This is a genomic window from Xanthobacter oligotrophicus, assembly GCF_008364685.1.
GTDB classification, from domain to species: Bacteria; Pseudomonadota; Alphaproteobacteria; order Rhizobiales; family Xanthobacteraceae; genus Xanthobacter; species Xanthobacter oligotrophicus.
Map to the genome: position 1 here is coordinate 255,915 of NZ_VTTL01000008.1, position 23,781 is coordinate 279,695.

Here is a 23,781-nt window from a genome sequence, read left to right on the forward strand (position 1 = left end):
AGGACTACTCCGCCGCGTCGGCGACCGCGCCGGCAGTGGCGACGGCGCGGGCCAGCGTGTCCTTCCAGTAGCGGTGCTGGACCACGAACAGGCCCTCGTCCTCGGTCTTGGCGCCGGAGAGCAGCGGCTTCAGGCCGATGGCGGCGGCGCCTTCGTCCGCGCCCTCGATCCAGTGGGTGGCGCCGCGCGACAGGTCGTTCCACGGCGCGGAGGTGGCCCTGAAGCCCATCTGGCAGGAGCGGAATTCCTCCAGGTCGTCGGGGGTCGCCATGCCGGAGGCGTTGAAGAAGTCCTCGTACTGGCGGATGCGGTGGGCCCGCGCCTCGGCGCTCTCGCCCTTGGGGGCGATGCAGTAGATGGTGACCTCGGTCTGATCCACGCTGATGGGCCGGAAGGTGCGGATCTGCGAGGAGAACTGGTCCATCAGATAGACGTTGGGGTAGAGGCACAGGTTGCGCGAGCGGCTGATCATCCAGTCGGCCATGGCCTCGCCGAACGTCGCAGCCAGCTCCGCGCGGCGGTCGTAGAGCGGCCGGTCTTCCGGATTGGCCCAGCGGCTCCACAGCAGAAGGTGGCCGTTGTCGAAGGAATAGAAGCCGCCGCCCTGCTTGGCCCAGCTGCCCGCATCCATGGCCCGCACGTCGTCCTTGCCAGCTTCCGCGGCGGCCGCGGCCTTGCGCTGGTTGACGGTGGCGGCATAGTTCCAATGCACGGAGGTGACATGATAGCCGTCCGCGCCGTTCTCCGCCTGTACTTTCCAATTGCCGTCATAGACGTAGGTGGAGTTGCCGCGCAGCACTTCGAGACCTTCGGGCGACTGGTCCACGATCATGTCGATGATCTTGGCTGCCTCACCCAGATGCTCGGTCAGGGGCAATACGTCTTCCTTCAGCGAGCCGAACAGGAAGCCGCGATAATTCTCGAACCGCGCCACCTTGGTGAGGTCGTGGGAGCCGTTGGTGTTGAAGCTTTCGGGATAGCCGGCGCCGTCCGCTTCCTTGGTCTTCAGAAGTTTTCCGGCATTGGAGAAGGTCCAGCCATGGAACGGGCAAGTATAGGTCGCCCGATTGCCGCGCTTGTGCCGGCACAGCATGGCCCCGCGATGGGAGCAGGCATTCACCAAAGCGTGCAATTCGCCCTTGCGGTCGCGGGTGATGACGATGGGCTGGCGGCCGATGAAAGTGGTGAAATAATCGTTCGGATTGGGGATCTGGCTCTCGTGGGCAAGGTAGATCCAGTTGCCCTCGAAGATGTGCGCCATCTCCAGCTCGAACAGGTCGGGATCGGTGAAGATGTCGCGGCGGCAGCGATAGAGGCCGTTCGCCTTGTCTTCCACCACCGCGCCTTCGAGGCGGGCGGCAAGAGCGGCGCTGTCGGGAACCGGAGCATTTTTGGAGAGCGGGCTATGGGCGTTCATTGGCGTTTCCTCTCTGCCGGCTCGGCCCGCCGTCTGCGCGACGGGCCGAGCCGGATCGTTGCGGGATTGGCTGTGACGGTTGCGCCCGCCTCAGGCGGCGGCGCGGGGGCGGCTCACCTCGGTGCCGACGACGCCCTGCTCCTCGGGGGCGATGGAGAAGTCGAAGTCGATCACCGCGAACGGCTTGTTCAGCCCGCGCGCATGGATCTCGGCAGCATCGGACACCCGACGCACCGCGGGGATCAGCCCCTCGCGGGTGCCGAAGGCGAAGTCCGTGTGCAGATACTGGTCGCCCTCGATGTTGATCTGGGTGGTGAGCTTGCGATGGCCGGGCGCGGTGACGAAGAAATGCACATGCGCCGGGCGCTCCGCATGGCGGCCGAGGCCTTCCATCAACTGGCGGCTCGCCGAGCCGGGCGGGCAGCCGTAGCCCGAGGGCATGATGGTGCGGAAGCTGTAGGTGCCGTCCGCCAGGGTCTCGATGCGGCGGCGCAGGTTGAAGGCCGGCTGGGTGGGATCGAAGTGGGAATAATTGCCCATGGTGTTGGCGTGCCACACGTCCACGATGGCGCCTTCCACCGGCTTGCCGTCGATGTCGGAGACCCGGCCCTGCACGAACAGCACCTCGCCGTCGTCCGAACCGTCGTCGAGCCGCGCGCTGCCCTTGGAGAGGGGCGCGCCGGCCACGTAGAGCGGGCCCTCGATGGTGCGCTGGGTGCCGCTGGCAAGGCCGGCGAGGCGCTCGGCCTCGTCGAGGCGCAGGTCGAGATAATGCTCCACCGCGATGCCGGGCACGATGAGGCCCAGCTCGTTGGACTGGCCGGCGGCGGTGACATAGGCGACGCCCGCCCAGAACTCGTCCATGGAGATGTCGAGATCGTCGATGGCCACCATCAGGTCGCGGGTGAGACGGCGCACGATCTCCTTGAGCCGCGCGTCGCCGCCGGCCACGTCGAGCCCCGCCGCGCGGTCGGCGAGCTGGTCGATGAGGGCCGGGCTCATGATGTTTTTTGCAGTATTCTTCGCAGTATTCTTGGACATGTCTTTCCTCCTGGTTGTTTTAGGTCAGTCAGCTCCCGGCCTTGGTTGAGGCCAGCACCAGGGTCCGGCGCGCGCCGTCGCGGCGGAAGCGGGCGATGCGCTCCTCGTCGAGCGTGATGCCGAGGCCCGGCCCCCTGGGCACTGCCAGCGAGAAGTCGCTGTAGTCGAGGGGCTCGGTCAGGATCTCCTCGGTGATGAGCAGCGGGCCGAACAGCTCGGTGCCGAAGCCGAGGCGGGGGAAGGCGGAAAACAGGTGGGCGGCGGCGATAGTGGACACCGCGCCTTCCAGCATGGTGCCGCCATAAAGCGCGATGCCCGCCGCATCGGCGATGGCACCCACGTTGGCTGCGGCGATGAGGCCGCCCGACTGCTCGATCTTCACCGCGAACACATCGGCGGCGCGCTGGCGGGCCAGTTCGAACGCGCTGGTGGGACCTTGCAGGATCTCGTCGGCCATCACCGGCACCAGGCCCCGCGCGGTGAGCCGGGCCAGGGCCTCGGCCGAGGCCACCGGCTGCTCCACCAGGTCGCAGCCGGCATCGGCCAGCGCCTTGAGGCCATAGGCGGCCTCGCTCTCGCTCCAGGCCATGTTCACGTCCACGCGCACGCTGGCCCGCTCGCCCAGCGCCGCCTTGATGGCGGCCACATGCGCCACGTCCGCGCGCACCGCGTGGCGGCCGATCTTCAGCTTGAAGATGCGGTGGCGGCGGCGCGCCAGCATCTCCTCGGCCTCGGCGATGTCGCGGGCGGTGTCGCCGGAGGCCAGCGTCCAGGCCACCGGCAGGCGATCGCGCACCCGCCCGCCCAGCAGCTCGGAGAGGGGCAGGCCGCTCCGCTTGCCCTGCGCGTCGAACAGGGCGGTCTCTACCGCGGACTTCGCGAAGTTGTTGCCCTTCACCACCTTTCCGATGGTGGCCATGGTGGCCTGGATCCGCGTGGGATCGGCGGCCAGCAGCACCGGCGCCATATAGGCGTCGATCGTCAACTTCATACCTTCAGGGCTCTCCGGCCCGTAGGCGAGGCCAGCGATGGTGGTGCCCTCGCCCACCCCCACCATGCCGTCGGACATGTGGAGGCGGACCAGCATCAGGGTCTGCCCCTCCATGGTCGCCACCGACAGCTTATGGGGCCGGATCGTTGGCAGATCGACGAGAAATGTCTCGACTCGCTCGATCATGGGGGCTTGTCTGGACAGGGGGGCATGGAGCGTCATGCCCATTTTCTAGGACGCGCGACGGCGCAGATCCAAAACCGAGTTGGTCAACTATTATACTTCGAGGGTATCATGGATGTCCGCCAGCTCCGTTATTTCGTAGCCGTGGCGCAGGAGCGCAATTTCACCCGCGCGGCGGAGCGGCTCAACATCGCCCAGCCGCCCTTGAGCCGGCAGATCCAGGGGCTGGAGGACGAGCTGGGGGTGATGCTGATCGATCGCTCGGAGCGGCCGCTGAAGCTCACCGAGGCGGGCCGCTTCTTCTACGAGCAGGCGTTGCAGATGATCGGCCGCATGGATCAGATCCGCAACACCACGCGCCAGCTCGGCCGCTCCGGGCGCAGCCTGTTCGTGGTGGGGTGCGTGGCCTCCACCCTCTATGGCGGCATGCCGGACCTTGCCCGGCGCATGCGGCGGCTGTGGCCGGACATGGAAATCGAGCTGAAGGAAATGAGCTCCACCCAACAGGTGGCCGCCCTGAAGGAGGGGCGCATCGACCTCGGCTTCGGCCGCGTGCGCGTCACCGACCCGGCCATCGAGCGCATCACCCTTCGGGAGGAACGCCTGGTGCTGGCGCTGCCGCTGGATCATCCCAAGCTCGCACAGAAAGGGCCGCTGCCGCTCTCGACGCTGGAAGACGAGATGCTGGTGCTCTACCCCTCCGAGCCGCGCCCGAGCTTCGCCGACGAGGTGCTGGTACTGCTGGGCGACCGCAACGTGCGCCCGCGCGCCATCCGCGAGGTGCGCGAGCTGCAGATGGCGCTGGGACTGGTGGCGGCGGACGACGGCGTCACCATCGTGCCCGCCGCCGCCCAGCGGCTGCGCAGCTACGATGTGGCCTATCGCCATTTCGACGACCCGAAGCTGGTCTCGCCCATCATCATGAGCTATCGCGCCAATGACGCGTCCGGGCGCATCGAGGCCATCAAGCAGTTGATCCGCGAGATGTATGCCGACCAGCCCGACTGGCTGAAGCTGTCCGAGAACCGGCTTCTGCCGCCTTGACGGTGGCGCTCGCTCCTCAGCGCAGGCCGAAGCCGAGCGCCTTGAGGATCTCCGGGATGCGGTCGCGCCCGCTCAGGGACTCCGCCCCGCGCACGCGGGTGAGCGCCGCGCTGGTCCAGCCCACCTCGGGCAGGTTCTGGCCCCGCTGGAACGCCTTCAGCGCGTCCTCGTAATGGTCCAGCGCCGCCTGTGGCAGGCTGGCGTCGTAGCGCTCGCGGTGGAGCACCAGGCGCTGGGCGATGCGCGGCTTCACATCCGCCGGGCGGTCGGGGTCGGGATAGCCGATGGCGAGGCCGAACACGCCCACCACGTTGGGCGGCAGGCCCAGAAGCTCGGCCACCACTTCCGGCTTGTTGCGCAGGGCGCCGAGATAGACCCCGCCCAGCCCGAGGGATTCCAGCGCCACCAGCGCGTTCTGCGCCGCCAGCGCGGCATCGATGATGCCCACGAACAGGGTTTCGAGGAAGGACAGGGCATCGGTGGGCGCCCCGGCGCGGCGGCCGATCTCTTCCAGACGGGAGAGGTCGGCGAGCCAGACCAGCACCAGCGGGGCTTCCACCACATGCTTCTGGCCGCCCGCCACCTCGGCGAGGCGGGCCTTGGTGGCGGGGTTCTCCACCGCCACCACGCTGAAGGTCTGAAGGTTGGAGGAGGACGGCGCCGACTGGGCCGCCGCCACCAGCGTCTCGATCAGCCCCTCGGGCAAGGGACGGTCGGAGAAGGCGCGCACGGTGCGGTGGGAGAGCAGCGCGGCGACGGTGTCATTGAGGAGGATGCCGGCGGGCGCCTCGGCGGCGCCATAGCGGGCCTCCAGCAGGGCGCGGGCATCGGATGACGGGGCCGGCGCGGGGCGGGCTTCAGACAGGATGGCAGACATGAAAGCTCCATGATGCGGGAGCCGGAACGGTTCAGCTTGCGGCAAGCTGAACCGCCTCGTCCCAGACTTCAACCAACAAGACCGTAAGCAAAAAGACCGTCTGACCGATGGCATCGGTCTCCCGACCTTCAGGCCCCGGCTGCCACCGGCTCCGCCAGCGCGACCGCTCCGCGGCGGAAGCCGGCGGCGGGGTGGGTGGAAGGAAGGGTGGGACCACGGCCGGGGAACAGCTTCTGGCGCAGGGGGCCTTCGGCGTAGGCGGTTTTGTAGACGCCGCGGTCCTGAAGCTCGGGCACCACCAAATCAACGAAGGCCGCCAGCGTCTCATGGGAGACGAGGCGGTTGAGGTTGAAACCGTCGATGTCGGTATCCTCCACCCAGGACAGGATCTCGTCCGCCACCTCGCTGGGCGATCCCACGATGAAGGGCGCGCGGGCGCCGATGGCCGAGAGGGTCGCGAGGTCCTTCACCTTGAGCGGCTCGGCGCTGCGCAGGGTGAGGTTTTCCAGCGTGGACTGGATGGCGTTGCTCTTCACGTAGGAGATGGCGTCGTCCGGATCGACCTTGGAGAGGTCCACTCCGGTCCAGCCTGAGAGCAGGGCCAGCTGGCCCGCCGTGTTCACATATTGCGCATATTCGGCAAGACGATCGAGGGCCTCCGCCCGGGTCGGCGCGACGATCACGGTGGCGCCGGGGAACATGCGGATGTCGTAGGGATCGCGGCCGAAGGACTGCGCCGCCTGCCGGATCGCGCGCACGGATTCGGCGAGGATCGGCCGGGTCTGGCCGTTGAGGAAGATGCCCTCGGAATGCTTCGCCGCGAACAGCCGCCCGCGATCGGAGGCCCCGGCCTGGTAGAGCACCGGCGTGCGCTGGGGCGAGGGCTCGGCGAGGTGGATGCCGTCCACCTGGTAATACGGCCCATCATGGCGGATGCGGTGGACCTTGGCCGGATCGGTGAAGATACGCGCGGCGCGGTCGCGCTGCACGGCGCCGTCCTCCCAGCTCGATTCCCACAGCTTGTAGACGGCGGCGAGGAAGTCATCCGCCGCCTCGTAGCGGGCATCATGCGCGCGGTTGGCCACATGGCCCATGCCCTTGGCGCCGCTGTCGAGATAACCGGTGACGATGTTCCAGCCCGCCCGCCCGCCGGTGAGGTGGTCGAGGGTCGAGAAGCGGCGGGCGAACTGGTAGGGGTGCTCATAGGTGAGGTTGGCGGTGACGCCGAAGCCGATGTGCTTGGTCGCCTGCGCCATCACCGGCACCACCAGGGTCGGGTCGATATGGGGCGTCTGCGCGGCCGAGAGCAGGGCCGCGTCCGGGGTGCCGCCATACACGTCATAGATGCCGAACACATCGGCGATGAAGATGCCGTCCAGCAGGCCGCGCTCGGCGGTCTGCGCCAGCTCGATCCAGTAATCGAGGCTGTTGTAGTCGATGGCCTTGTCGCGCGGATGCGCCCACAGGCCGGCCCAGCTGTGGCCGGGGGCGGCCATGTTGAAGGCGTTGAAGCGCAGCTCCCGCTTGCGGCTCATGAGGATCTCCTGCGCGTCAGCTGTAGAGCGGGGTCGGGGTGATGACGCCGTTGAGTGCGTAATTGCCCACCTCCCGCGCCTTGTAGACGATGGGGTCGTGCAGGGTGTGGGTGCGGATGTTGCGCCAGTAGCGGTCGAAGCCGTAATGCCCGGCGGTGGCCCGCGCGCCCATCAGCTCGAAGATCTTGGAAGTGATGTCCAGCGCGGTGCGGCTGGAATGCACCTTGGCGGCATAGATGGCGCCGGCGGCCACGTTGCGCTCATCAAGGGTGATGTCGTTGGCCAGCGCCGCGGCCGCCTCGAACCGCTCCGCCGCCACGTCGGCCAGCGCCAGGGCGGCGCGCAGGTCCACGTCGAGCAGGCCGTAATGCTCGAGGATATAGGGGTCGAGGCTCGCCTTCTCCACGTTGGAGGCCTGCCACGGCCGCGAGACGGTGCGGATGTAGCGGTTGGCCTCTGCGAGCGCGCCCTCGGCGGTGCCGAGGTAGAAATTGACGATGAGCAGCTGGTGGAACGGCACCACCAGGCTGGTGCGCGGCGGCGGCGCGGCGGCGGGATCGCCCAGCACCTCGTCCCTGGCCACATGCACGTCGGCAAAGGTGATGGTGCCGCTCTCCGACAGGCGCTGGCCGAAGGCGTCCCAGTCATTGCCGTGGGTCACGCCCTCCCGGTCGCCGGGGATGACCAGCACGGCGAAGCCGTCATTCAGCTCGGCGCGCAGGGTGATGCGGTCGGCGAGCGAGGCGTTGGAGGCAAACGTCTTGCGGCCGGTGAGGCGGAAGCCGTCTTCAACCGCCGTGAGTTTGGATTCCGGATCACGCGGGTTGGAGGCGCCGCCCCAGAACCAGTTGCCGGCCACCGAGGCCTTCGACAGCGCCACGCTCTGCTCCGGCGTCGCCCGCCACAGGGCGTTGGTGAGGTGGAGATAGTGGTAGGCCAGCAGCTGGGCGATGGAGGCATCCGCCCGCCCGATCACCCGCACCGCCAGGAGCGCATCGGTGAAGCTGCCGCCGCCCCCGCCATGCTCCTGCGGGTTGAGCAGGGGCAGGAGGCCAGAGCCGCGCAAAAGCTCCAGCTCCTTGCGGGGCGTGGCACCGAGGCGGTCGCGCTCGGCGGCATCCGGCAGCAGCGCCTGCGCCACCCGCTCGGCGGCGGCGATGGCATCGAAGCGGGGCGCCGGGCTTTCGGCCGGGCGCCCGGCGGGGAAGGTGACGACGGAAGGGCGGGTCATGGCAAAGGTCCTGTGGCGGCGGTCCTGCTGGGGTGCTGCGCCGTGTCTTGGTAAAGTGTTTGAAAACTCAACCGGTTGGGCGCGTGCTGACCGCTGGGTCGGTCGCGCCGTCATGGCCGGGCTTGTCCCGGCCATCCACGCGGAAAGGCCGGGAGCAATTTTCTGACGCTGTCCCCAGCGGCTCGGCGTGGATGCCCGGCACAAGGCCGGGCATGACTGTGGTGATCGCGGCAGTGCCCGCGCCGCGTTTTCAGACACGTTCTTGAATCATGTGCCTTTGGACTCGCCTCACCACGCGGGCAGGATGCTTCCCTTGAACTTGGCGAGGGTGAAGTCCTTCACCGGCTGCGAGCGGTAGATTGCGATGAACTTAGCGATCCGCGGATCGTCCTTGCGGTCCTCCCGCGCGGCGAAGACGAGGGTGAAGTAGGGCTTGGCCTCCTCCACGGTGGTCTCGGCCACCAGGGCCTTGTTGAGATCGAGCCCGGCGAGATAGGCATAGTTGGAGGAGACGAAGGCGGCCGCCACGTCATCCAGCGAGCGCGGCAGCTGGGCGGCGTCGATCTCCACGATCTGCAGCTTCTTGGGGTTTTCCGCCACGTCCAGCACGCTGGCATAAAGGCCGGTGCCCGGCTTGAGCTTGATCAGCCCGGCCTTCTGGAACAGCACCAAGGCGCGCCCGCCATTGGTGGGATCGTTGGGAATGGCGATCTTCGAGCCGGCGGGAATGTCGGCGACGCTCGTGTATTTCTTGGAATAGATGCCGGCCGGCACCAGGACGGATTCGTCGAGGGCGACGATCTGGTAGTTGCGGGTCTTGATCTGGTTGGCGAGATACGGCCGGTTCTGGAAATTGTTGAGGTCGATGTCGCCGGCCTGGAGCGCCGCGTTGGGCTGGTTCCAGTCGGTGAATTCGATGATCTCCGCCTTCACCCCCTCCTTCTCGGAGAGCCGCGCCGCCTCGCGCAGGATGTCGCCGTAGGGACCGGCGGACACGCCCACCTTCAGCGGCTTGTCGGCCGCCGGAGCCGGCGTCTGGGCCTGCGCCCCGGCACCGAGGGAGATGAGGGCGAGGCCGGAGAGGGCCCCAGAGAAAGCGAGGGCGAGGAAGCGGGAGCGGGACAGAACAGTCATGGGTCAATCCGTGTCGGGGCCGGCGTCATCGGCCGGCCCGGCAAGTGAAGGGAAAGGAGAGGCACGCCGGCGGGTCAGGCCGTGGCGCGGGCCTCGCTGGCGTAAAGGCTTTCGGGGCGCGGCAGGCCGTAGTGCTCGCGCAGGGTCCGGCCCGTGTATTCGCTGCGGAACAGGCCGCGCTTGCGCAGGATCGGCACCACCTGCGAAGTAAACAGGTCGAAGCCGCCGCGGAACCAGGGCGGCATCACGTTGAAGCCGTCCGCCGCGCCCTTCTCGAACCAGAGCTGGATCTCGTCGGCGATCTTCTCCGGCGTGCCCACCACCACATAATGGCCGCGCGCGCCGGCGAGGCGGTCGATGAGCTGGCGCAGGGTCGGCTTTTCGCGCCGCACGATGTCCACCACCAGCTGGAAGCGGCTCGCCACGGTGCGGGCGGGGCCGGCATCGGCGAAGGCGTCCAGCGACACCACTGCGTCCAGCGGATGGCCGGTGAAGTCCACGCCGGTGATCTGCTTGAGCTGGGTGATGGAATAGGCCGGCTGGATCAGGTCGTTGACCTCGTCATACAGCCGCTTGGCCTCGGCCTCGGTCGAGCCGATATAGGGGCTGATGCCGGGCAGCACCTTCACATGGTCCGGGTTGCGGCCGAGGCTCTGCGCCTGCTTCTTGATGTCGGCATAGAAGCCCTGCGCGCTCTCCACCGTCTGGTGGGCGGTGAAGATGGCTTCCGCGTAGCGCGCCGCGAACGAGCGGCCATCGTCGGAGGAGCCGGCCTGCACGTAGACCGGGCGGCCCTGCGGGCTGCGCGGGGTGTTGAGGGCGCCCTTCACCCGGAAATGCCGACCCACATGCTCGATGGGGTGGATCTTGGCATCCTCCGCGAACACGCCGGAGATGGGATCGGCGACGAGGGCGTCGTCCTCCCAGCTGTCCCAGAGCTTGGTCACCACATCCACGAACTCGGCGGCGCGGGCGTAGCGCTCGGCATGGCTCGGGGTCTCGGCGAGGCCGAAATTGCCGCTGGCCTGCGGCACGGCGGTGGTGACGATGTTCCAGCCCGCGCGCCCGCCGCTCAGATGGTCGAGGGAGGCGTAGAGGCGGGCGAGGTTATAGGGCTCGTAATAGGTGGTGGAGGCGGTGCCGATGAGGCCGATATGGGTGGTGGCCGCCGCGATGGCCGCAAGCCACGTCAGCGGCTCGATGCGGAAGCGCGCGGCGTAGCGGATATTGTCCACCTGCGCCGGACCATCGGCGAAGAACACCGCGTCGAGCTTGGCGGCTTCCGCCGAGCGGGCGAGGTCCTGGTAATAGGTGATGTCCAGCAGCCGCTCGGGGCTCGCGCCGGGATAGCGCCAGCCGGCCTCGTGATGACCACCGGGATAGATGAACAGGTTGAGGACAAGCTGCCGGCCGGGCGACGTCTCAACATGGGCCATGGACACTCTCCTCGCGATCCCCACACGGGATCACGTTCTCACCTCGTGACTCCTCTTGGGATCACGTGCGGCGTGTGGCGGGGCAGAACTTGTTCGGGCTCGGGAGGCTCGCGCTCCGACTTGGGAGGCAGCCGCGGCGCAGGGCGCGGGGCACTGCCCGCGGCAAGCCTGAACGGGCGACGGTGCCGGGCACGGGACCGTCAGAGCAAACAGCAGGCGCAGCTCATCGGGACCTCCATCGCGGCGCGTCTTCGCCCTCCACGATAGGCGCGCCGGACGCCCCGTCAATCATTTTTTGATTTCATCGATGGTTTAAGTTGATTTATAAACCAGCCCGGTTATCCGGACCGGCGGGTCCGCATCCGCGCGCCGCATTGACGCCGGCCCGCCTCAGGGTCTTTTCTCCCCTCCCCTCCTTGCCCGTCCCCCGGAGCATTTCCCTTCATGCTCGACTATCGCCCCCTCGGGCGCACCGGCCTTTCGGTGTCGTCCATCTCGCTCGGCACCATGACCTTCGGCCAGCAGAACACCGAAGCCGAGGGCCACGCCCAGCTCGACCGCGCCCGCGACGTGGGCATCAATCTGATCGACACGGCGGAGATGTATTCCATCCCGCCCCGGCCGGAGACCCAGGGCTCCACCGAGCGCATCATCGGCACCTGGCTGAAGTCCCGCGGCGGGCGCGACAAGGTCGTCCTCGCCACCAAGGTGGCCGGCCGCACCGACAACACCTGGCTGCGCGAGAACGGCGCCAAGACCCGGCTCGACGCCAAGAACATCACCTACGCCATCGAGGGCTCGCTCAAGCGCCTGCAGACCGATTACGTGGACCTCTACCAGTTGCACTGGCCCGACCGCGCCGTGCCGCTGTTCGGCAACCCCGCCTCGGCCGTCACCAGCAGCACCGGCGACGGCCCGGAAGTGCCCATCGAGGAGACGCTGGGCGCGCTCGCCGATCTGGTGAGCGCGGGCAAGGTGCGCCATATCGGCCTGTCCAACGAGACGCCCTGGGGCCTCCACCGCTTTCTGAAGGCGGCGGAAACCGGCGGCGGGCCGCGCGTCGCCTCGGTGCAGAACGCGTACCATCTCATCAACCGGGAGTACGAGGTGGGCCTCGCCGAGTTTGCCGCGCGGGAGGACGTGGGCCTGCTCGCCTATTCGCCTTTGGCGCAGGGGTATCTCACCGGCAAGTATCTGGACGGCGCACGCCCGGCCGGCGCCCGCTCCACCCTGTTCGATCGCGGCCAGCGCTACCAGAAGCCCGGCGTGGACGCCGCCATCAAGGCCTATCTGGCGCTGGCGGCCGACCTTGGCCTGACGGCGGTGCAATTGGCGCAGGCGTGGGTGACGAGCCGGCCGTTCGTGACCTCCAACATCATCGGCGCCACGTCCATGGCGCAGTTGGAGGAGACCCTGGCCACCCTCGACGTAGTCATCACCCCGGAGATCGAGGCCAGGGTGAACGCGGTGTTCCAACTCCACGGCAGCCCGGCCCCCTGAGGGGCACCCGAGAATTCAAAAGAAGCATGACCGCGATTACACTCGTCATGCCCGGCCTTGTGCCGGGCATCCACGCCGAACCGCTTGGGAATGCGTTCGAAAGTCTTTCCCAGCCGCGCCGCGTGGATGGCCGGGTCAAGCCCGGCCATGACGGTGTTAATGCCCTTCGAGAGCTGCAAGCACCCATCGGGGCGAATGTCCAAACGGGCTCTCAGAACCTCAGTTGGTCCGGCGCCAGGTTTCGCCGCTGCACAGCACGGCGGCCACGCAGCCTTCGAGCCTCAGGCCATCGCCGGCGAGGGTCATGGAACCCTTGTAGGTCTTGTTGGCATCGGGATCGAACAGATTGCCCTTCCACTTGCCGGAGCCGACGGAGTCGGCGCCGTTGACGATGAGCTGGCCCACCGTCGACTGGAACTTGGGATTGGTCACCGAGATGATCTTGCCGCAGAGCTTGCCGCCGCAATCATAGAAATTCACCACCGTGCCGGTGGACGGCCGCGTGAACTTGCCGAGCGCGTCGGCCGCGTTGGCGGCACCCGCCGTGGCGAGGGAGAGAAGACCCACGCAGGTCGCCGCCGCAAGCGCGGAAACCCGCAGGGACCGCGCACGGTCGGACACAGAGATTTTCATTTTCCGTCCACTTCAAGCCAGGAGCCTGACGCAGGTGAAGCACGCTGCGTCGGCGGCGCTGATACCATGGCGCCCCGGCCCGGACTATGCGCGCGCGGACAAGATCCCACCTGAAAACCGGGATTATCTGGCGCGTCCGGCATATATTACGTTACGTCATAACGCGCTGATCAGCCGAATAGTTTCGCCGACGCATGGTTACACAGACTATGTTACCGCTATTGCGGCAGCGCGGCGGAGATGCGCTGGGCGGCGTCGAGCAGCACCGGCAGGAAGCGTGTCTTCATGGTCTCGATGGAGGTGCGCCCCTCGTGGGTGCTGACATTGAGCGCGGCCAGCACCTCCGAGCGGCGGTTCTTCACCGGCGCCGCGATGGAGCGCAGGCCCATTTCCAGCTCCTGGTCCACCAGCGTCCAGCCCTGCCGGCGCGAGGTCTCGATGGCGTCCTTCAGGGCCACCATGTTGGCCACCGTGCGCTCGGTGCGCCGCTCGATCTTCACCCGGTCGTAATAGGCGGCCAGCTCCGCCGGCGGCAGGCCGGCGAGCAGGGTGCGACCCATGGAGCTGCAATAGGCCGGCAGGCGCGAGCCGATGGAAAGGCCGATGGTCATCACCCGCTCGGTGGGCACCCGCGCCACATAGACGATGTCGAGGCCGTCCAGCACCGCCAGCGAGCAGGATTCCTGCAGCGCGTTCACCACGTCGCGCATGATGGGCTGGGCCACCTCCCACAGGGGCAGGGAGGAGAGATAGGCAAAGCCGAGGTCCAGAACCTTGGGACGCAGGGCGAAATACTTGCCGTCGGTCTCGGCATATTCCTCCCGCACCAAGGTGAGCAGGAAGCGGCGCGCGGCGGCGCGGGTCATTCCGGTCTGCTGGGCCACCTCGGTCAGGGTCATGCGCGGCTTGTAGCGGCTGAAGGTGCGGATCACCTCAAGCCCGCGCACCAGGGACTGCACATAGTCCTTGTCCTCGCTCGCCTGCACCTTGGTCATCCGCCCTCCCCCGATGCGGCGCGCCAGTCCATTGGCGCCGCCGGAAGGGGTGTAGCATTTGTTCGTATTACGCACAAGATGATGACCGATCGCGCTCTGCTGCTGGCGTGAGATTGTCGGTCCTATCCTCTGCTATCATCCTCCGCGCTCGCAATGAAGAACGCATCGTTGCAGGACCGGAAGAGGAGCCTCATGCAAATTGCCCTTGACGCGACCCGCCGCTCGCTCGTATCAATTTTTCGAACTTAAGTTCGTATAACGCACAAAATGAGGAAACGATGAGCGACGCCTTCATCTGTGACGCGGTGCGCACGCCCATCGGGCGCTATGCCGGCGCGCTGTCCTCGGTGCGGCCGGACGATCTGGCGGCCCACGTGATCCGCGCCCTCGCCGCGCGCAGCCCCGGCCTCGACGCGACGCAGGTGGAGGACGTGATCTTCGGCTGCGCCAACCAGGCCGGCGAGGACAACCGCAACGTGGCCCGCATGGGCGCCCTGCTCTCCGGCCTGCCCATCGAGGTGCCCGGCTCCACCATCAACCGGCTGTGCGGCTCCGGCATGGATGCGGTGGGCACCGCCGCCCGCGCCATCAAGGCCGGCGAGGCCGACCTCATGATCGCCGGCGGCGTGGAGAGCATGAGCCGCGCCCCCTTCGTCATGGGCAAGGCCGACAGCGCTTTCTCCCGCGCCGCGAAGATCGAGGACACCACCATCGGCTGGCGCTTCGTGAACCCGGCCATGAAGGCCCTGCATGGGGTCGATTCCATGCCTGAGACTGCCGAGAACGTGGCCGAGGATTTCCAGATCAGCCGCGCCCGGCAGGACGCCTTCGCGCTGGAAAGCCAGCGCCGCGCCGCCGAGGCCTGGGCCGCCGGCCGCTTTGCCGACGAGATCGTGGCGGTGAGCATCCCCCAGCGCAAGGGCGACCCCAAGCTGTTCGAGCGCGACGAGCACATGCGCCCCGACACGAAGCTGGAAGACCTCACCCGCCTCAAGGGCGTGGTGAAGCCCGGCGGCACCGTGACCGCCGGCAACGCCTCCGGTGTCAATGACGGCGCCGCCGCCCTGCTGCTCGCCTCCGCCGCCGGGGTGGAGAAGCACGGCCTGACCCCGCGCGGGCGCGTCGTCGCCATGGCCACCGCCGGCGTGCCGCCGCGCATCATGGGCATGGGCCCGGCCCCCGCCACCCGCAAGGTGCTGGAAAAGGCCGGCCTGACGCTTGCCGACATGGATGTGATCGAGCTGAACGAGGCGTTCGCCGCCCAGGCCTGCGCCGTGCTCTCCGACCTCGGCCTGCCGGACGATGCGGCCCATGTGAACCCCAACGGCGGCGCCATCGCGCTTGGCCATCCCCTCGGCATGTCGGGGGCGCGGCTGATCACCACCGCGCTGTACCAGCTCCACCGCACCGGCGGGCGCTACGCCCTTTGCACCATGTGCATCGGCGTCGGCCAGGGCATCGCCACCATCATCGAGCGGGTGTGACCCCCGCCCCTTCCCCTTTCAAGAAGAGCGCACCGCCATGCTGTTCCATGTCGAGATGACCGTGAAGATCCCCCATGATTTTCCGGTCGAGAAAGCCGACGCCATCAAGGCGGCGGAGAAGGCCTATGCCCAGGACCTGCAACGACAGGGCAAGTGGGTGCATCTGTGGCGCGTGGCCGGGCGCTACTCCAACGTCTCCATCTTCGACGTGGAGAGCGTGGACGAGCTGCACACCCTGCTCTCCTCCCTGCCGCTCTTCCCATTCATGGACATCACTGTGACGGCGCTGGCGCGCCACCCGTCGGCGATCTGAGGAGACCGCGCCCATGATCGACAAGACCAGGTCCGACACCCAAAGCTGCGTCGCCGACATTCCCGACGGGGCGACCCTGCTGGTGGGCGGCTTCGGCGGCGCCGGCATGCCCCACGAACTGATCGAGGCGGTGATCGCGCGGGCGCCGAGGGACCTCACCATCATCTCCAACAATGCCGGCAACGGCACCACCGGGCTTGCCGCTTTGCTGGCGGCGGGGCTGGTGAAGAAGGTGGTGTGCTCCTTCCCCCGCCAGGCGGACTCGTTCGTCTTCGACAAGCTCTATCGCGAGGGCAAGCTGGAGCTGGAGCTGGTGCCCCAGGGCAATCTGGTGGAGCGCATCCGCGCCGGCGGCGCCGGCATCGGCGCCTTCTTCACCCCCACCGGCTACGGCACCCCCATCGCGAGCGGCAAGGAGACGCGGCAGATCGACGGGCGCAACTATGTGCTGGAATATCCGCTGAAGGCCGACTTCGCCCTCATCAAGGCCCACCGTGGTGACCGCTGGGGCAACCTCACCTATCGCAAGACGGCGCGCAATTTCGGGCCGGTCATGGCCACCGCGGCCACCATCACCGTGGCGCAGGTGGAGGACATCGTCCCCCTCGGTGCGCTTGATCCGGAAGACATCGTCACCCCCGGCGTGTTCGTGGACCGCCTGGTGGCCATCGGCACGGGAGCCGCCCAATGAGCGACATCGCCTTCACGCCCTGGACGCGCGCCGAGATGGCGCAGCTCATCGCCGCCGACATCCCGGACGGCGCCATCGTCAACATCGGCATTGGCATGCCCGAGCTGGTGGCGGACTTCCTGCCGCAGGACAAGGAAATCCTGCTCCACAGCGAGAACGGCATCCTCGGCATGGGCCCCAAGCCCTCGCCCAACGAGGTGGACTACGACCTCATCAACGCCGGCAAGCAGCCGGTGACGCTGCTCGAAGGCGGGGCCTTCTTCGACCACAGCCTGTCGTTCGCCATGATGCGCGGCGGGCATCTGGACATCGCCATCCTCGGCGCCTTCCAGGTGGCGGTGAACGGCGACCTCGCCAACTGGGCCACCAACGATCCCAACGCCATCCCCGCCGTGGGCGGCGCCATGGACCTCGCGGTGGGCGCCCGCAACGTGTTCGTGATGATGGAGCTGCTCACCAAGAAGGGTGAGTCCAAGCTGGTGGCGCACTGCACCTACCCGCTCACCGGCCTCGGCTGCGTCTCCCGCGTCTATACGGACCACGGGGTGATCGACATCACCCCCGAGGGCTTCGTGGCGCGCACGCTGCCGCCGGGGCTGAGCCTCGAGGCGCTGAACGCGCACGCCGGCATCGAGATCCGCGCCAGCTGACCCTGCGCGGCCGGGGGTACCCCGGCCGCCGCTTATTCGCCCGCCCATTGCGTCGCACGGCCCGCCCCTTGCATCGGGACGGCCGGGCGGCTTTCCTCATCCCCGATTTGCCCCGCCCGCCGGCGCGGCGCCCCTTCCAGCCGGAGACCGCCGGATGCCCTTCATCGCCGCCGGAGAGATCACCACCCACTATGCCCTCGAAGGCCCGCAGGGCGCCCCCGTGCTGCTGCTCGCCAATTCGCTCGGCACCAGCTTCCATGTGTGGGACCCGGTGATGGCCGACCTTGCGGCCGCCTTCCGGGTGCTGCGCTACGACATGCGCGGCCACGGCCTCACCGACGCGACGCCGCTGCCTGCGGACGGCACCGGCTATTCCATCCCCCTCCTCGCCGCCGATGCGCTGGCGTTGCTGGATGCCCTCGGCATCGAAAAGGCCCATGTGTGCGGGCTCTCCATCGGCGGCATGGTGGCCCAGCATCTGGCGGCGACGGCCCCCGCCCGCGTCGACCGGCTGGTGCTGTGCGATACCTCGGCCCTCATCGGCCCCGCCTCGGTGTGGGACGAGCGCATCGCCGGCATCCGGCGCGACGGCCTCGCCGCCATCGCGCCGGGGGTGATGGGGCGCTGGTTCACGGACGCCTTCCGGGAGAAGGCGCCGCAGCTCATGCGCGGCTATGCCAACATGGTGGCGCGCACCACCTTGGAGGGCTATCTCGGCTGCGCCATGGCGGTGCGCGACGCCGACCTGCGGGCGGCGGCGGCCACCATCACCGCGCCCACCCTCGTCATCGTCGGCGACCAGGACCCGGCGACACCCCCCGCCTCCGCGCAGGCGCTGGCCTCAGCCATCCCCGGCGCCCGGCTGGAGGTGATCGCGGATGCCTCCCACATTCCCTGCGTGGAGCAGCCCGCAGCTCTCGCCCGCGTGCTGGTGCCGTTCCTGACCGCCGCCTGAAGCACCGACAAGGGGAGGATTGCGCCCGGTGTGCATTGCGGCGTAATCCTTGCCTCCAGATCGGGGAATCTTCAGGAGCAGCCCATGACCACGAGCACCGGCACGACCACCGGGACCGGAACCGCCCGCGCGGCGGAAGGGAGCCAGCTGCGCTCCGACTGGACCGAGGCCGAGGCCCGCTCGCTCTACGACCTGCCCTTCCCCGAGCTGCTGTTCCGCGCCCAGAGCGTGCATCGCCGTCATTTCGACCCCACCACAGTGGAAACCGCGACGCTGCTCTCCATCAAGACCGGCGGCTGCGCGGAGGATTGCGGCTACTGCTCCCAGAGCGCCCACCACGAGACCGGCCTGAAAGCCACCAAGCTCATGGGCGTCGAGGAGGTGCTGTCGCAGGCGCAGAAGGCCAAGGACGGCGGCGCCACCCGCTTCTGCATGGGCGCCGCCTGGCGCAGCCCCAAGGATCGCGACCTCGACGCCGTCTGCGCCATGATCTCGGGCGTGAAGGCCATGGGCCTTGAAGCCTGCGTGACCCTGGGCATGCTCACCCCCGACCAGGTGACCCGCCTCGGCGCCGCCGGCCTCGACTATTACAACCACAACATCGACACCTCGCCCGCCTTCTATCCCGAGATCGTGACCACGCGGACCATGGACGACCGCCTCGACACCCTCGCCTCGGTGCGGGCGGGCGGCATCCGCCTGTGCACCGGCGGCATCGTCGGCATGGGCGAGAGCGTGGACGATCGCATCGCCATGCTGCTGGTGCTCGCCACCCTCGATCCCCATCCCGAGAGCGTGCCGATCAACATGTGGAATGAGATCGAGGGCACCCCGGTGATGGGCAAGGCCGACAAGCCGGACCCCATCGCCTTCGTGCGCCTCATCGCGCTGGCGCGCCTTTTGATGCCCCAGAGCATCGTGCGCCTCTCTGCCGGCCGGGACGCCATGAGCGACGAGATGCAGGCCCTGTGCTTCCTCGCCGGCGCCAATTCCATCTTCACCGGCGACGTGCTGCTCACCACCGCCAATCCGGAGCGGGACAAGGATGCGGCGCTGTTCGCCCGCCTCGGCATCCGCGCCGCCGCCCCCGCCGCCGTGGAGATGCGCTCCGCCGCGGAGTGAGGCGGCCGGGGCTAAAGCCGGTCCCTGACGGGCGCCGCGGGACGCCTCACCCTTGCGCAGCACTGGCGCTGGCCAGGGCCGGCGCTGCCAGCCGGGCCGGAAGGCGGATGCTGAAGATGGCCCCCTCGGACCCGTTGCGGACCGAGAGGCTGCCGCCATGGTCGCGGACGATGCCGAAGCTCACCGACAGGCCGAGGCCGGTGCCCTTGCCCGGCGGCTTGGTGGTGAAGAACGGCTGGAAGATCCGCTCCACCACCGCCTCGGGGATGCCGCCGCCATTGTCGGCGACCTCGATCAGCACCTGCTCCGCCGCGCCCAGCCTGGGCTCGCCGGCGATGCGCACCGCGATGCGGCCGGCGAAGTGCTCCCCCAGGGCGGCGCGGCGCTCGTTGATGGCGTCGCGGGCGTTCTGGAGCAGGTTGATGATCACCTGTTCCAGCTGGTCCTGGCGGCAGAGCACTTCGGGCAGGTCAGCCGCGGACGAGATGGTCACCTCGATCTCGTCCAGGCGGAAATGGGCGCCCACCACCTGCAGCGCGCCGTCCACGGCATGGGTGGGGTGGGAGGGCTGAAGCTGCTCCTCGCTGGTGCGGCCGAAGATGCGCATGTGGTCGATGATGCGGCTCATGCGCACCGTCTGCTGGATTATGCGGTCGAGCTTGGCGGTGAGATGCTCCACCGGCAGCCCCATCCTCAGGCCGGTCAGGGCGTTGGACGCGGCCAGCCGGATCACGCCGAGGGGCTGGTTGATCTCGTGGGCGAGCCCGGTCGCCACCTCGCCGAGGGAGGCGAGCTTCGACATCTGGTAGAGCTTGTTCTCCTCCATCCGCCGCTGGGTGCGGTCCACGGCGAACACCACCATGTCCTGCCCCTCTCCCGGCGGCGAGGCCCGCTCGATGCCCTGGAGCGGCGCCACCACCATCTCCACCTCCAGCTCGCTGGTGCCGTCGTACAGATGCTCGTCGCGCAGCTGCGGCTCCCTGAGCCCGCGGACCAGGGTCCGGAAGCGACCGCTGGCGAGATAGCGGCGCAGCAGGGGCGACAAGGTGGGATCCGCCGCGCTGCCCACCTCGCTCGCGCCGGCGTCGGTGACGTGCATGACGGCGACGCCGGGCACGCGGCTGATGGCTTCGAGCACATTGGCCTCGCGCTGGCGCGCCAGGGCCTGCACCTCGTTGGCCTTCAGCTTCTTCTGCAGGTTCAGGTAGCGTCCCGCCAGCAGCGCGACGACGAGCAGCGCGATGGAAAGGCCCAGCGCCGTGCTCCAGATGGCGGCGCGGAACTCGTTGGACTGCAGCTCCACGAAAGCGAGCGAATGAGCCACCGTCACCAGGATGGGATATTTCCCGGAGGCAACGGTGTATCCCACGCGCGCAACGCCATCGACGACGCTGACCTCCTCATAGGTGGCTCCGCCGCGCGCGAGGGCGGCCTGGAATGCCGGGCTCGCGGATACGTCATCGCCGAAGCTGGTGCTTTCGGCGGCCTGGGCACGCACGATGCCATCGCGGCCAACGAGGGCGATCAGCATGCCATCCTCGGTCCGAAGCTGCTTGTAGAAGTCGATGAAGTCGCTGATGGCGTAGGATGCCACCGCCACGCCAGCGAACCGGCCGGAGGCATCGACAAGCGGCCGGCTGAGCGGGATCCCCCATTTCTTCGACAGCAGGCCCAGCACCGGCTTGCTGATATCGAGGCCCGCGTGAACCTGCTCCCTGCCGATGTGGGTGCGCATGTATTCACGCCCGGACAGGTCTTTCTGCTCCGTGCCCGCCGTGGGCAGACTGCTCGCGATCAGCGCTCCCGCCCTGTCGGTGATGCTCACCTGCAGCACGGCCGGGGGAAGGCTCAGGCCGCGCAGCATCGCGTGGACCTGCACCGGCGCGGCGGAGGCATCATAGGTGCTGACGACATTCAGGAGCAGAAGGTCGACGGGTGCGATGGCCTGCTCGAAACTGCGCATCAGCAACGTCGCGGTGCGCCGGGCGTTGGCCACCGCCTCGTCGCGCTCGGCGCTGCTGTGCAGCTGGTACAGCACCAGCGCCGCGACGAAGGGGATGACGCCCACCAGGACCACGAGGCCGACCAGCATCAGCGTGACTGGATTGACCAGCCCCCGCAAGCCGTCGCCGCGTGCCTCAGGTCCCTTCATCCTTGCCGCCATCCAGTTCCGCCAGCGCCGCACACAGGTCCTCGAAGGCCAGCGGCTTGGGAAAGCACCGCACCACGCCGGCCGCGAGCGCCTGTGCGATATCGCCGGGGGCGGCGTGGCCGGTCATCATCAGGAAATCGATCTTGCGCCCGGGAAAGGCGTCTTGAACAGCCTTGATCAGCGCGATGCCGTCCATATCCGGCATGCGCATGTCGGTCAGGATGACGCGGATGGCGGGGTCGCGCCGGAGCGTATCGATGGCTTCGGCGCCCCGGCCCACCGAAATGGTGGCGTGGCCGAGAAAACCGAGCGCCTCGATCAGCTCGTCGAGGTATTCGGGCTCGTCGTCGATGACAAGAACCTGGTCCATGCGCACCGCTCAAGACCATTTCCGGCCATGAGCGCCGGACATCATCAGGTTGAACCGACCTGAACGGTGATGAACACCGAAGCAAGGCCGCCCTGCCGGCGCCATTACGATGCCACCGGAACGCAACGCCGCCCTGAGCACCGCGAGACCGGAATGCACTGCACAATGAGGCTGTGATATCGTCAAGGCGAATTCATTTCATATTGGATTGAATTGGGAACACACTTCAACCATAAGCCGAAAATGCGGGCCTCGCGATTGCAGCCGGCTTGCCTGGAGAACGCGTTCTCTGTCTTCGAGTGAGAGGGCGATTCACCGATCAAATTGGTTCAGTTTGATCGGATCGCGCTCTAGGGCGTTTTCGAGCGAAGTGGATACCGGTTCGCGTGAAGAAAACGCGTCAACACAAAGTTCTAGAGCGATTTTCGTGAGCCAAGGCGAGCGGAAAGTGCTCTCGGGGTGAAACTCGGCCATCGCCGCGCGCGGGATTGGAAACCGGAGGAGAGGATGGACGGGCAGACTGGGACAGCCCCTCGCGTTCTGCTGGTGGACGATGATCCCGACATGCTCATCGAGTTGCAGGAGGGCCTCGGCGTGCTGGGCATCGCCGCCCTGACCGCCGGCACCGCTGTCGAGGCGCTCGATCTGGTCCAGCGCAATGACGACCTGCAGGTCATCGTCACCGACCTGCAGATGCCGCGCATCGACGGCATCGAGCTGCTGCAGAAGCTCTCGGCGCGGCGGCGCAAGCATCCCATGGCCGCCATCGTCATCACCGGCCACGCCTCCCTCGACCGCGCCGTCGGGGCGCTGCGGCTGCACGCGGTAGACTTCCTGCAGAAGCCGCTGGCCGCCGAGGAGGTGGCCCACGCCATCACCCGCGCCTTCGCGCTGGTGGAGGACGAGGCCGCCACCGGCGACGACACGGCACCGGCGGGCCACGTCGCCCGCCCCAACTCCCCGAGCGCCCAATATCTGCGCGTCCAATATCTACGCGTATTGGTGGCCGCCCGTGCCGACCGCGACGCCATCTTCCAGGCGGGCCTGTTTTCCGACCCCGCGTGGGAGATGATGCTCGATCTCGCGGTGGCGGAAGCGAGCCAGCGGCCCATCTCCGTCACCAGCCTGTGCATCGCCTCCGGCGCGCCCGCCACCACCGCCCTGCGGCGCATCGACGACCTGGAGACAGCAGGGCTCGTGACCCGCGTTCCCGACGCCCGCGACCGGCGGCGCATCATCGTCCATCTCACCGATCTGGGGCGCGAGCGCATGGAAGCCTTCGTGCGCCGGCAGGCCGACCGCTTCGGCATAACGCTGGACTGAAACCCGTCGGAATCTGCTCGCGCACGGGGCGGTCACGGGTGGCGAGGGCATCCGCCTCAAGAGCCGGAACGGGCCGGATGGCACCGCATGCGGCCACCACCCGACCCGCCCACCCCGTGCCGGTCAGGGCTTGGCACGGGATCCCGGCAGGTGCGCCCGGCGCTTCCGAAGACGGCTGGGCGTCACCCGGATCCATGTGAGATTGGGTCTAGCACGCACGGCGGGAAGCAACTTGAGAGACTGATCCAAATGGGATCGAATCCGCCGCGCTCCGATCCCGCGCGGAGCGGGATTCGCCGCGCTCGAAATGCGCCATGGGGTTGGGAACAGGCGCCGCCGTGCGGGGCACGGTGATTCGCGCCCTCCCTTGCTGATTCGCATCGGCGCGCGCGGCTGCACGGACCACATGACGCAAGCGACCACGGGACCGGTGCAGGCAGGCGAAGGAGGCGGTCAGGGTATGTGCGGGGGAAGTGGTGGAGCCAGGCGGAATCGAACCGCCGACCTCTTGAATGCCATTCAAGCGCTCTCCCAACTGAGCTATGGCCCCACGCGGGGAAGCGTGGTCGCGTCCGGGACGATCCGGGCGAAAACCCGAGCCGCGTGCCGCACGCTTATGGGAAATTTGGTGGAGCCAGGCGGAATCGAACCGCCGACCTCTTGAATGCCATTCAAGCGCTCTCCCAACTGAGCTATGGCCCCAC

21 protein-coding genes and 2 tRNA genes are annotated in these 23,781 nt (G+C 68.1%); 9 read left to right on the forward strand and 14 right to left on the reverse strand.

The window, feature by feature from the left end; genetic code table 11:
- Positions 1-4: 4 nt before the first annotated feature.
- From benA to FZ033_RS15130, 3 genes are all read right to left on the reverse strand, one after another.
- The gene (gene benA, locus FZ033_RS15120; protein WP_232847495.1) at positions 5-1,417 is read right to left on the reverse strand and encodes a benzoate 1,2-dioxygenase large subunit; all 1,413 of its coding nucleotides are present in this window, start codon (positions 1,415-1,417) and stop codon (positions 5-7) included.
- Between the two features lie 90 nt (positions 1,418-1,507).
- Positions 1,508-2,458 (reverse strand): catechol 1,2-dioxygenase, encoded by a 951-nt coding sequence (gene catA / locus FZ033_RS15125; RefSeq protein ID WP_269149867.1) that lies wholly within the window; start codon positions 2,456-2,458, stop codon positions 1,508-1,510.
- A gap of 28 nt (positions 2,459-2,486) precedes the next feature.
- Positions 2,487-3,677 carry a muconate/chloromuconate family cycloisomerase gene (locus FZ033_RS15130; protein ID WP_149576934.1) on the reverse strand — a complete coding sequence of 397 codons (1,191 nt, stop codon included), beginning with the start codon at positions 3,675-3,677 and terminating at the stop codon, positions 2,487-2,489.
- A 66-nt stretch (positions 3,678-3,743) separates the two neighbouring features.
- Here FZ033_RS15130 and FZ033_RS15135 point away from each other — a divergent pair, with 66 nt between their 5' ends.
- Positions 3,744-4,676, forward strand: a complete 933-nt coding sequence (locus tag FZ033_RS15135; protein ID WP_149576935.1) for a LysR family transcriptional regulator — start codon at positions 3,744-3,746, stop codon at positions 4,674-4,676.
- Positions 4,677-4,692: 16 nt separating this feature from the next.
- On the opposite strand, the gene FZ033_RS15140 is transcribed toward FZ033_RS15135, so the two are convergent.
- From FZ033_RS15140 to FZ033_RS15160, 5 genes are all read right to left on the reverse strand, one after another.
- Entirely contained in the window at positions 4,693-5,553 is an 861-nt protein-coding gene (locus FZ033_RS15140) for an NADPH-dependent oxidoreductase (protein WP_149576936.1), read from the reverse strand.
- Between the two features lie 128 nt (positions 5,554-5,681).
- Positions 5,682-7,088, reverse strand: coding sequence for an LLM class flavin-dependent oxidoreductase (locus FZ033_RS15145; protein WP_149576937.1), 1,407 nt, complete (start codon positions 7,086-7,088; stop codon positions 5,682-5,684).
- Positions 7,089-7,104: 16 nt separating this feature from the next.
- Positions 7,105-8,319, reverse strand: a complete 1,215-nt coding sequence (locus FZ033_RS15150) for an acyl-CoA dehydrogenase family protein (RefSeq protein WP_149576938.1) — start codon at positions 8,317-8,319, stop codon at positions 7,105-7,107.
- Between the two features lie 288 nt (positions 8,320-8,607).
- Positions 8,608-9,453, reverse strand: coding sequence for a MetQ/NlpA family ABC transporter substrate-binding protein (locus FZ033_RS15155; RefSeq protein ID WP_149576939.1), 846 nt, complete (start codon positions 9,451-9,453; stop codon positions 8,608-8,610).
- 74 nt (positions 9,454-9,527) lie between these two features.
- Entirely contained in the window at positions 9,528-10,889 is a 1,362-nt protein-coding gene (locus tag FZ033_RS15160; protein WP_149576940.1) for an LLM class flavin-dependent oxidoreductase, read from the reverse strand.
- 444 nt (positions 10,890-11,333) lie between these two features.
- Here FZ033_RS15160 and FZ033_RS15165 point away from each other — a divergent pair, with 444 nt between their 5' ends.
- Positions 11,334-12,389, forward strand: a complete 1,056-nt coding sequence (locus FZ033_RS15165; protein ID WP_149576941.1) for an aldo/keto reductase — start codon at positions 11,334-11,336, stop codon at positions 12,387-12,389.
- Between the two features lie 219 nt (positions 12,390-12,608).
- Here FZ033_RS15165 and FZ033_RS15170 read toward each other — a convergent pair whose 3' ends face one another.
- Together FZ033_RS15170 and FZ033_RS15175 are read right to left on the reverse strand one after the other, a co-directional pair.
- The gene (locus tag FZ033_RS15170) at positions 12,609-13,022 is read right to left on the reverse strand and encodes a DUF2147 domain-containing protein (RefSeq protein ID WP_149576942.1); all 414 of its coding nucleotides are present in this window, start codon (positions 13,020-13,022) and stop codon (positions 12,609-12,611) included.
- Between the two features lie 218 nt (positions 13,023-13,240).
- Entirely contained in the window at positions 13,241-14,017 is a 777-nt protein-coding gene (locus FZ033_RS15175; RefSeq protein WP_149576943.1) for an IclR family transcriptional regulator, read from the reverse strand.
- 278 nt (positions 14,018-14,295) lie between these two features.
- Here FZ033_RS15175 and pcaF point away from each other — a divergent pair, with 278 nt between their 5' ends.
- The 6 genes from pcaF to bioB all read left to right on the forward strand — a co-directional run bounded on the left by pcaF (position 14,296) and on the right by bioB (position 19,232).
- Positions 14,296-15,501 carry a 3-oxoadipyl-CoA thiolase gene (pcaF, locus tag FZ033_RS15180; protein ID WP_149576944.1) on the forward strand — a complete coding sequence of 402 codons (1,206 nt, stop codon included), beginning with the start codon at positions 14,296-14,298 and terminating at the stop codon, positions 15,499-15,501.
- A gap of 37 nt (positions 15,502-15,538) precedes the next feature.
- Positions 15,539-15,814, forward strand: a complete 276-nt coding sequence (gene catC, locus FZ033_RS15185; protein WP_149576945.1) for a muconolactone Delta-isomerase — start codon at positions 15,539-15,541, stop codon at positions 15,812-15,814.
- 16 nt (positions 15,815-15,830) lie between these two features.
- Positions 15,831-16,505, forward strand: coding sequence for a 3-oxoacid CoA-transferase subunit A (locus tag FZ033_RS15190; protein WP_456243179.1), 675 nt, complete (start codon positions 15,831-15,833; stop codon positions 16,503-16,505).
- Positions 16,502-17,155 carry a 3-oxoacid CoA-transferase subunit B gene (locus FZ033_RS15195; protein ID WP_149576947.1) on the forward strand — a complete coding sequence of 218 codons (654 nt, stop codon included), beginning with the start codon at positions 16,502-16,504 and terminating at the stop codon, positions 17,153-17,155. The genes FZ033_RS15190 and FZ033_RS15195 overlap by 4 nt, the downstream gene beginning before the upstream one ends.
- Positions 17,156-17,309: 154 nt before the next feature.
- Positions 17,310-18,110: a 3-oxoadipate enol-lactonase gene (gene pcaD / locus FZ033_RS15200; protein ID WP_149576948.1), complete on the forward strand. Its 801-nt coding sequence runs from the start codon at positions 17,310-17,312 to the stop codon at positions 18,108-18,110.
- Positions 18,111-18,194: 84 nt separating this feature from the next.
- Complete coding sequence (gene bioB / locus FZ033_RS15205; RefSeq protein ID WP_149576949.1) at positions 18,195-19,232, forward strand: biotin synthase BioB; 1,038 nt, start codon at positions 18,195-18,197, stop codon at positions 19,230-19,232.
- Positions 19,233-19,278: 46 nt separating this feature from the next.
- Here bioB and FZ033_RS15210 read toward each other — a convergent pair whose 3' ends face one another.
- Complete coding sequence (locus FZ033_RS15210) at positions 19,279-21,384, reverse strand: ATP-binding protein (RefSeq protein WP_188079507.1); 2,106 nt, start codon at positions 21,382-21,384, stop codon at positions 19,279-19,281.
- On the reverse strand, positions 21,371-21,754 hold the full coding sequence (locus FZ033_RS15215; protein WP_149576951.1) for a response regulator: 384 nt from the start codon (positions 21,752-21,754) through the stop codon (positions 21,371-21,373). Before FZ033_RS15215 ends, FZ033_RS15210 begins: the two co-directional genes overlap by 14 nt.
- A gap of 507 nt (positions 21,755-22,261) precedes the next feature.
- Here FZ033_RS15215 and FZ033_RS15220 point away from each other — a divergent pair.
- A complete protein-coding gene (locus FZ033_RS15220; RefSeq protein WP_149576952.1) occupies positions 22,262-23,077 on the forward strand; it encodes a response regulator in 816 nt (271 codons plus the stop codon).
- Positions 23,078-23,551: 474 nt separating this feature from the next.
- Here FZ033_RS15220 and FZ033_RS15225 read toward each other — a convergent pair.
- Together FZ033_RS15225 and FZ033_RS15230 are read right to left on the reverse strand one after the other, a co-directional pair.
- Positions 23,552-23,627 (reverse strand) — tRNA-Ala (locus FZ033_RS15225).
- Positions 23,628-23,703: 76 nt separating this feature from the next.
- Positions 23,704-23,779 (reverse strand) — tRNA-Ala (locus FZ033_RS15230).
- Positions 23,780-23,781 lie beyond the last annotated feature (2 nt).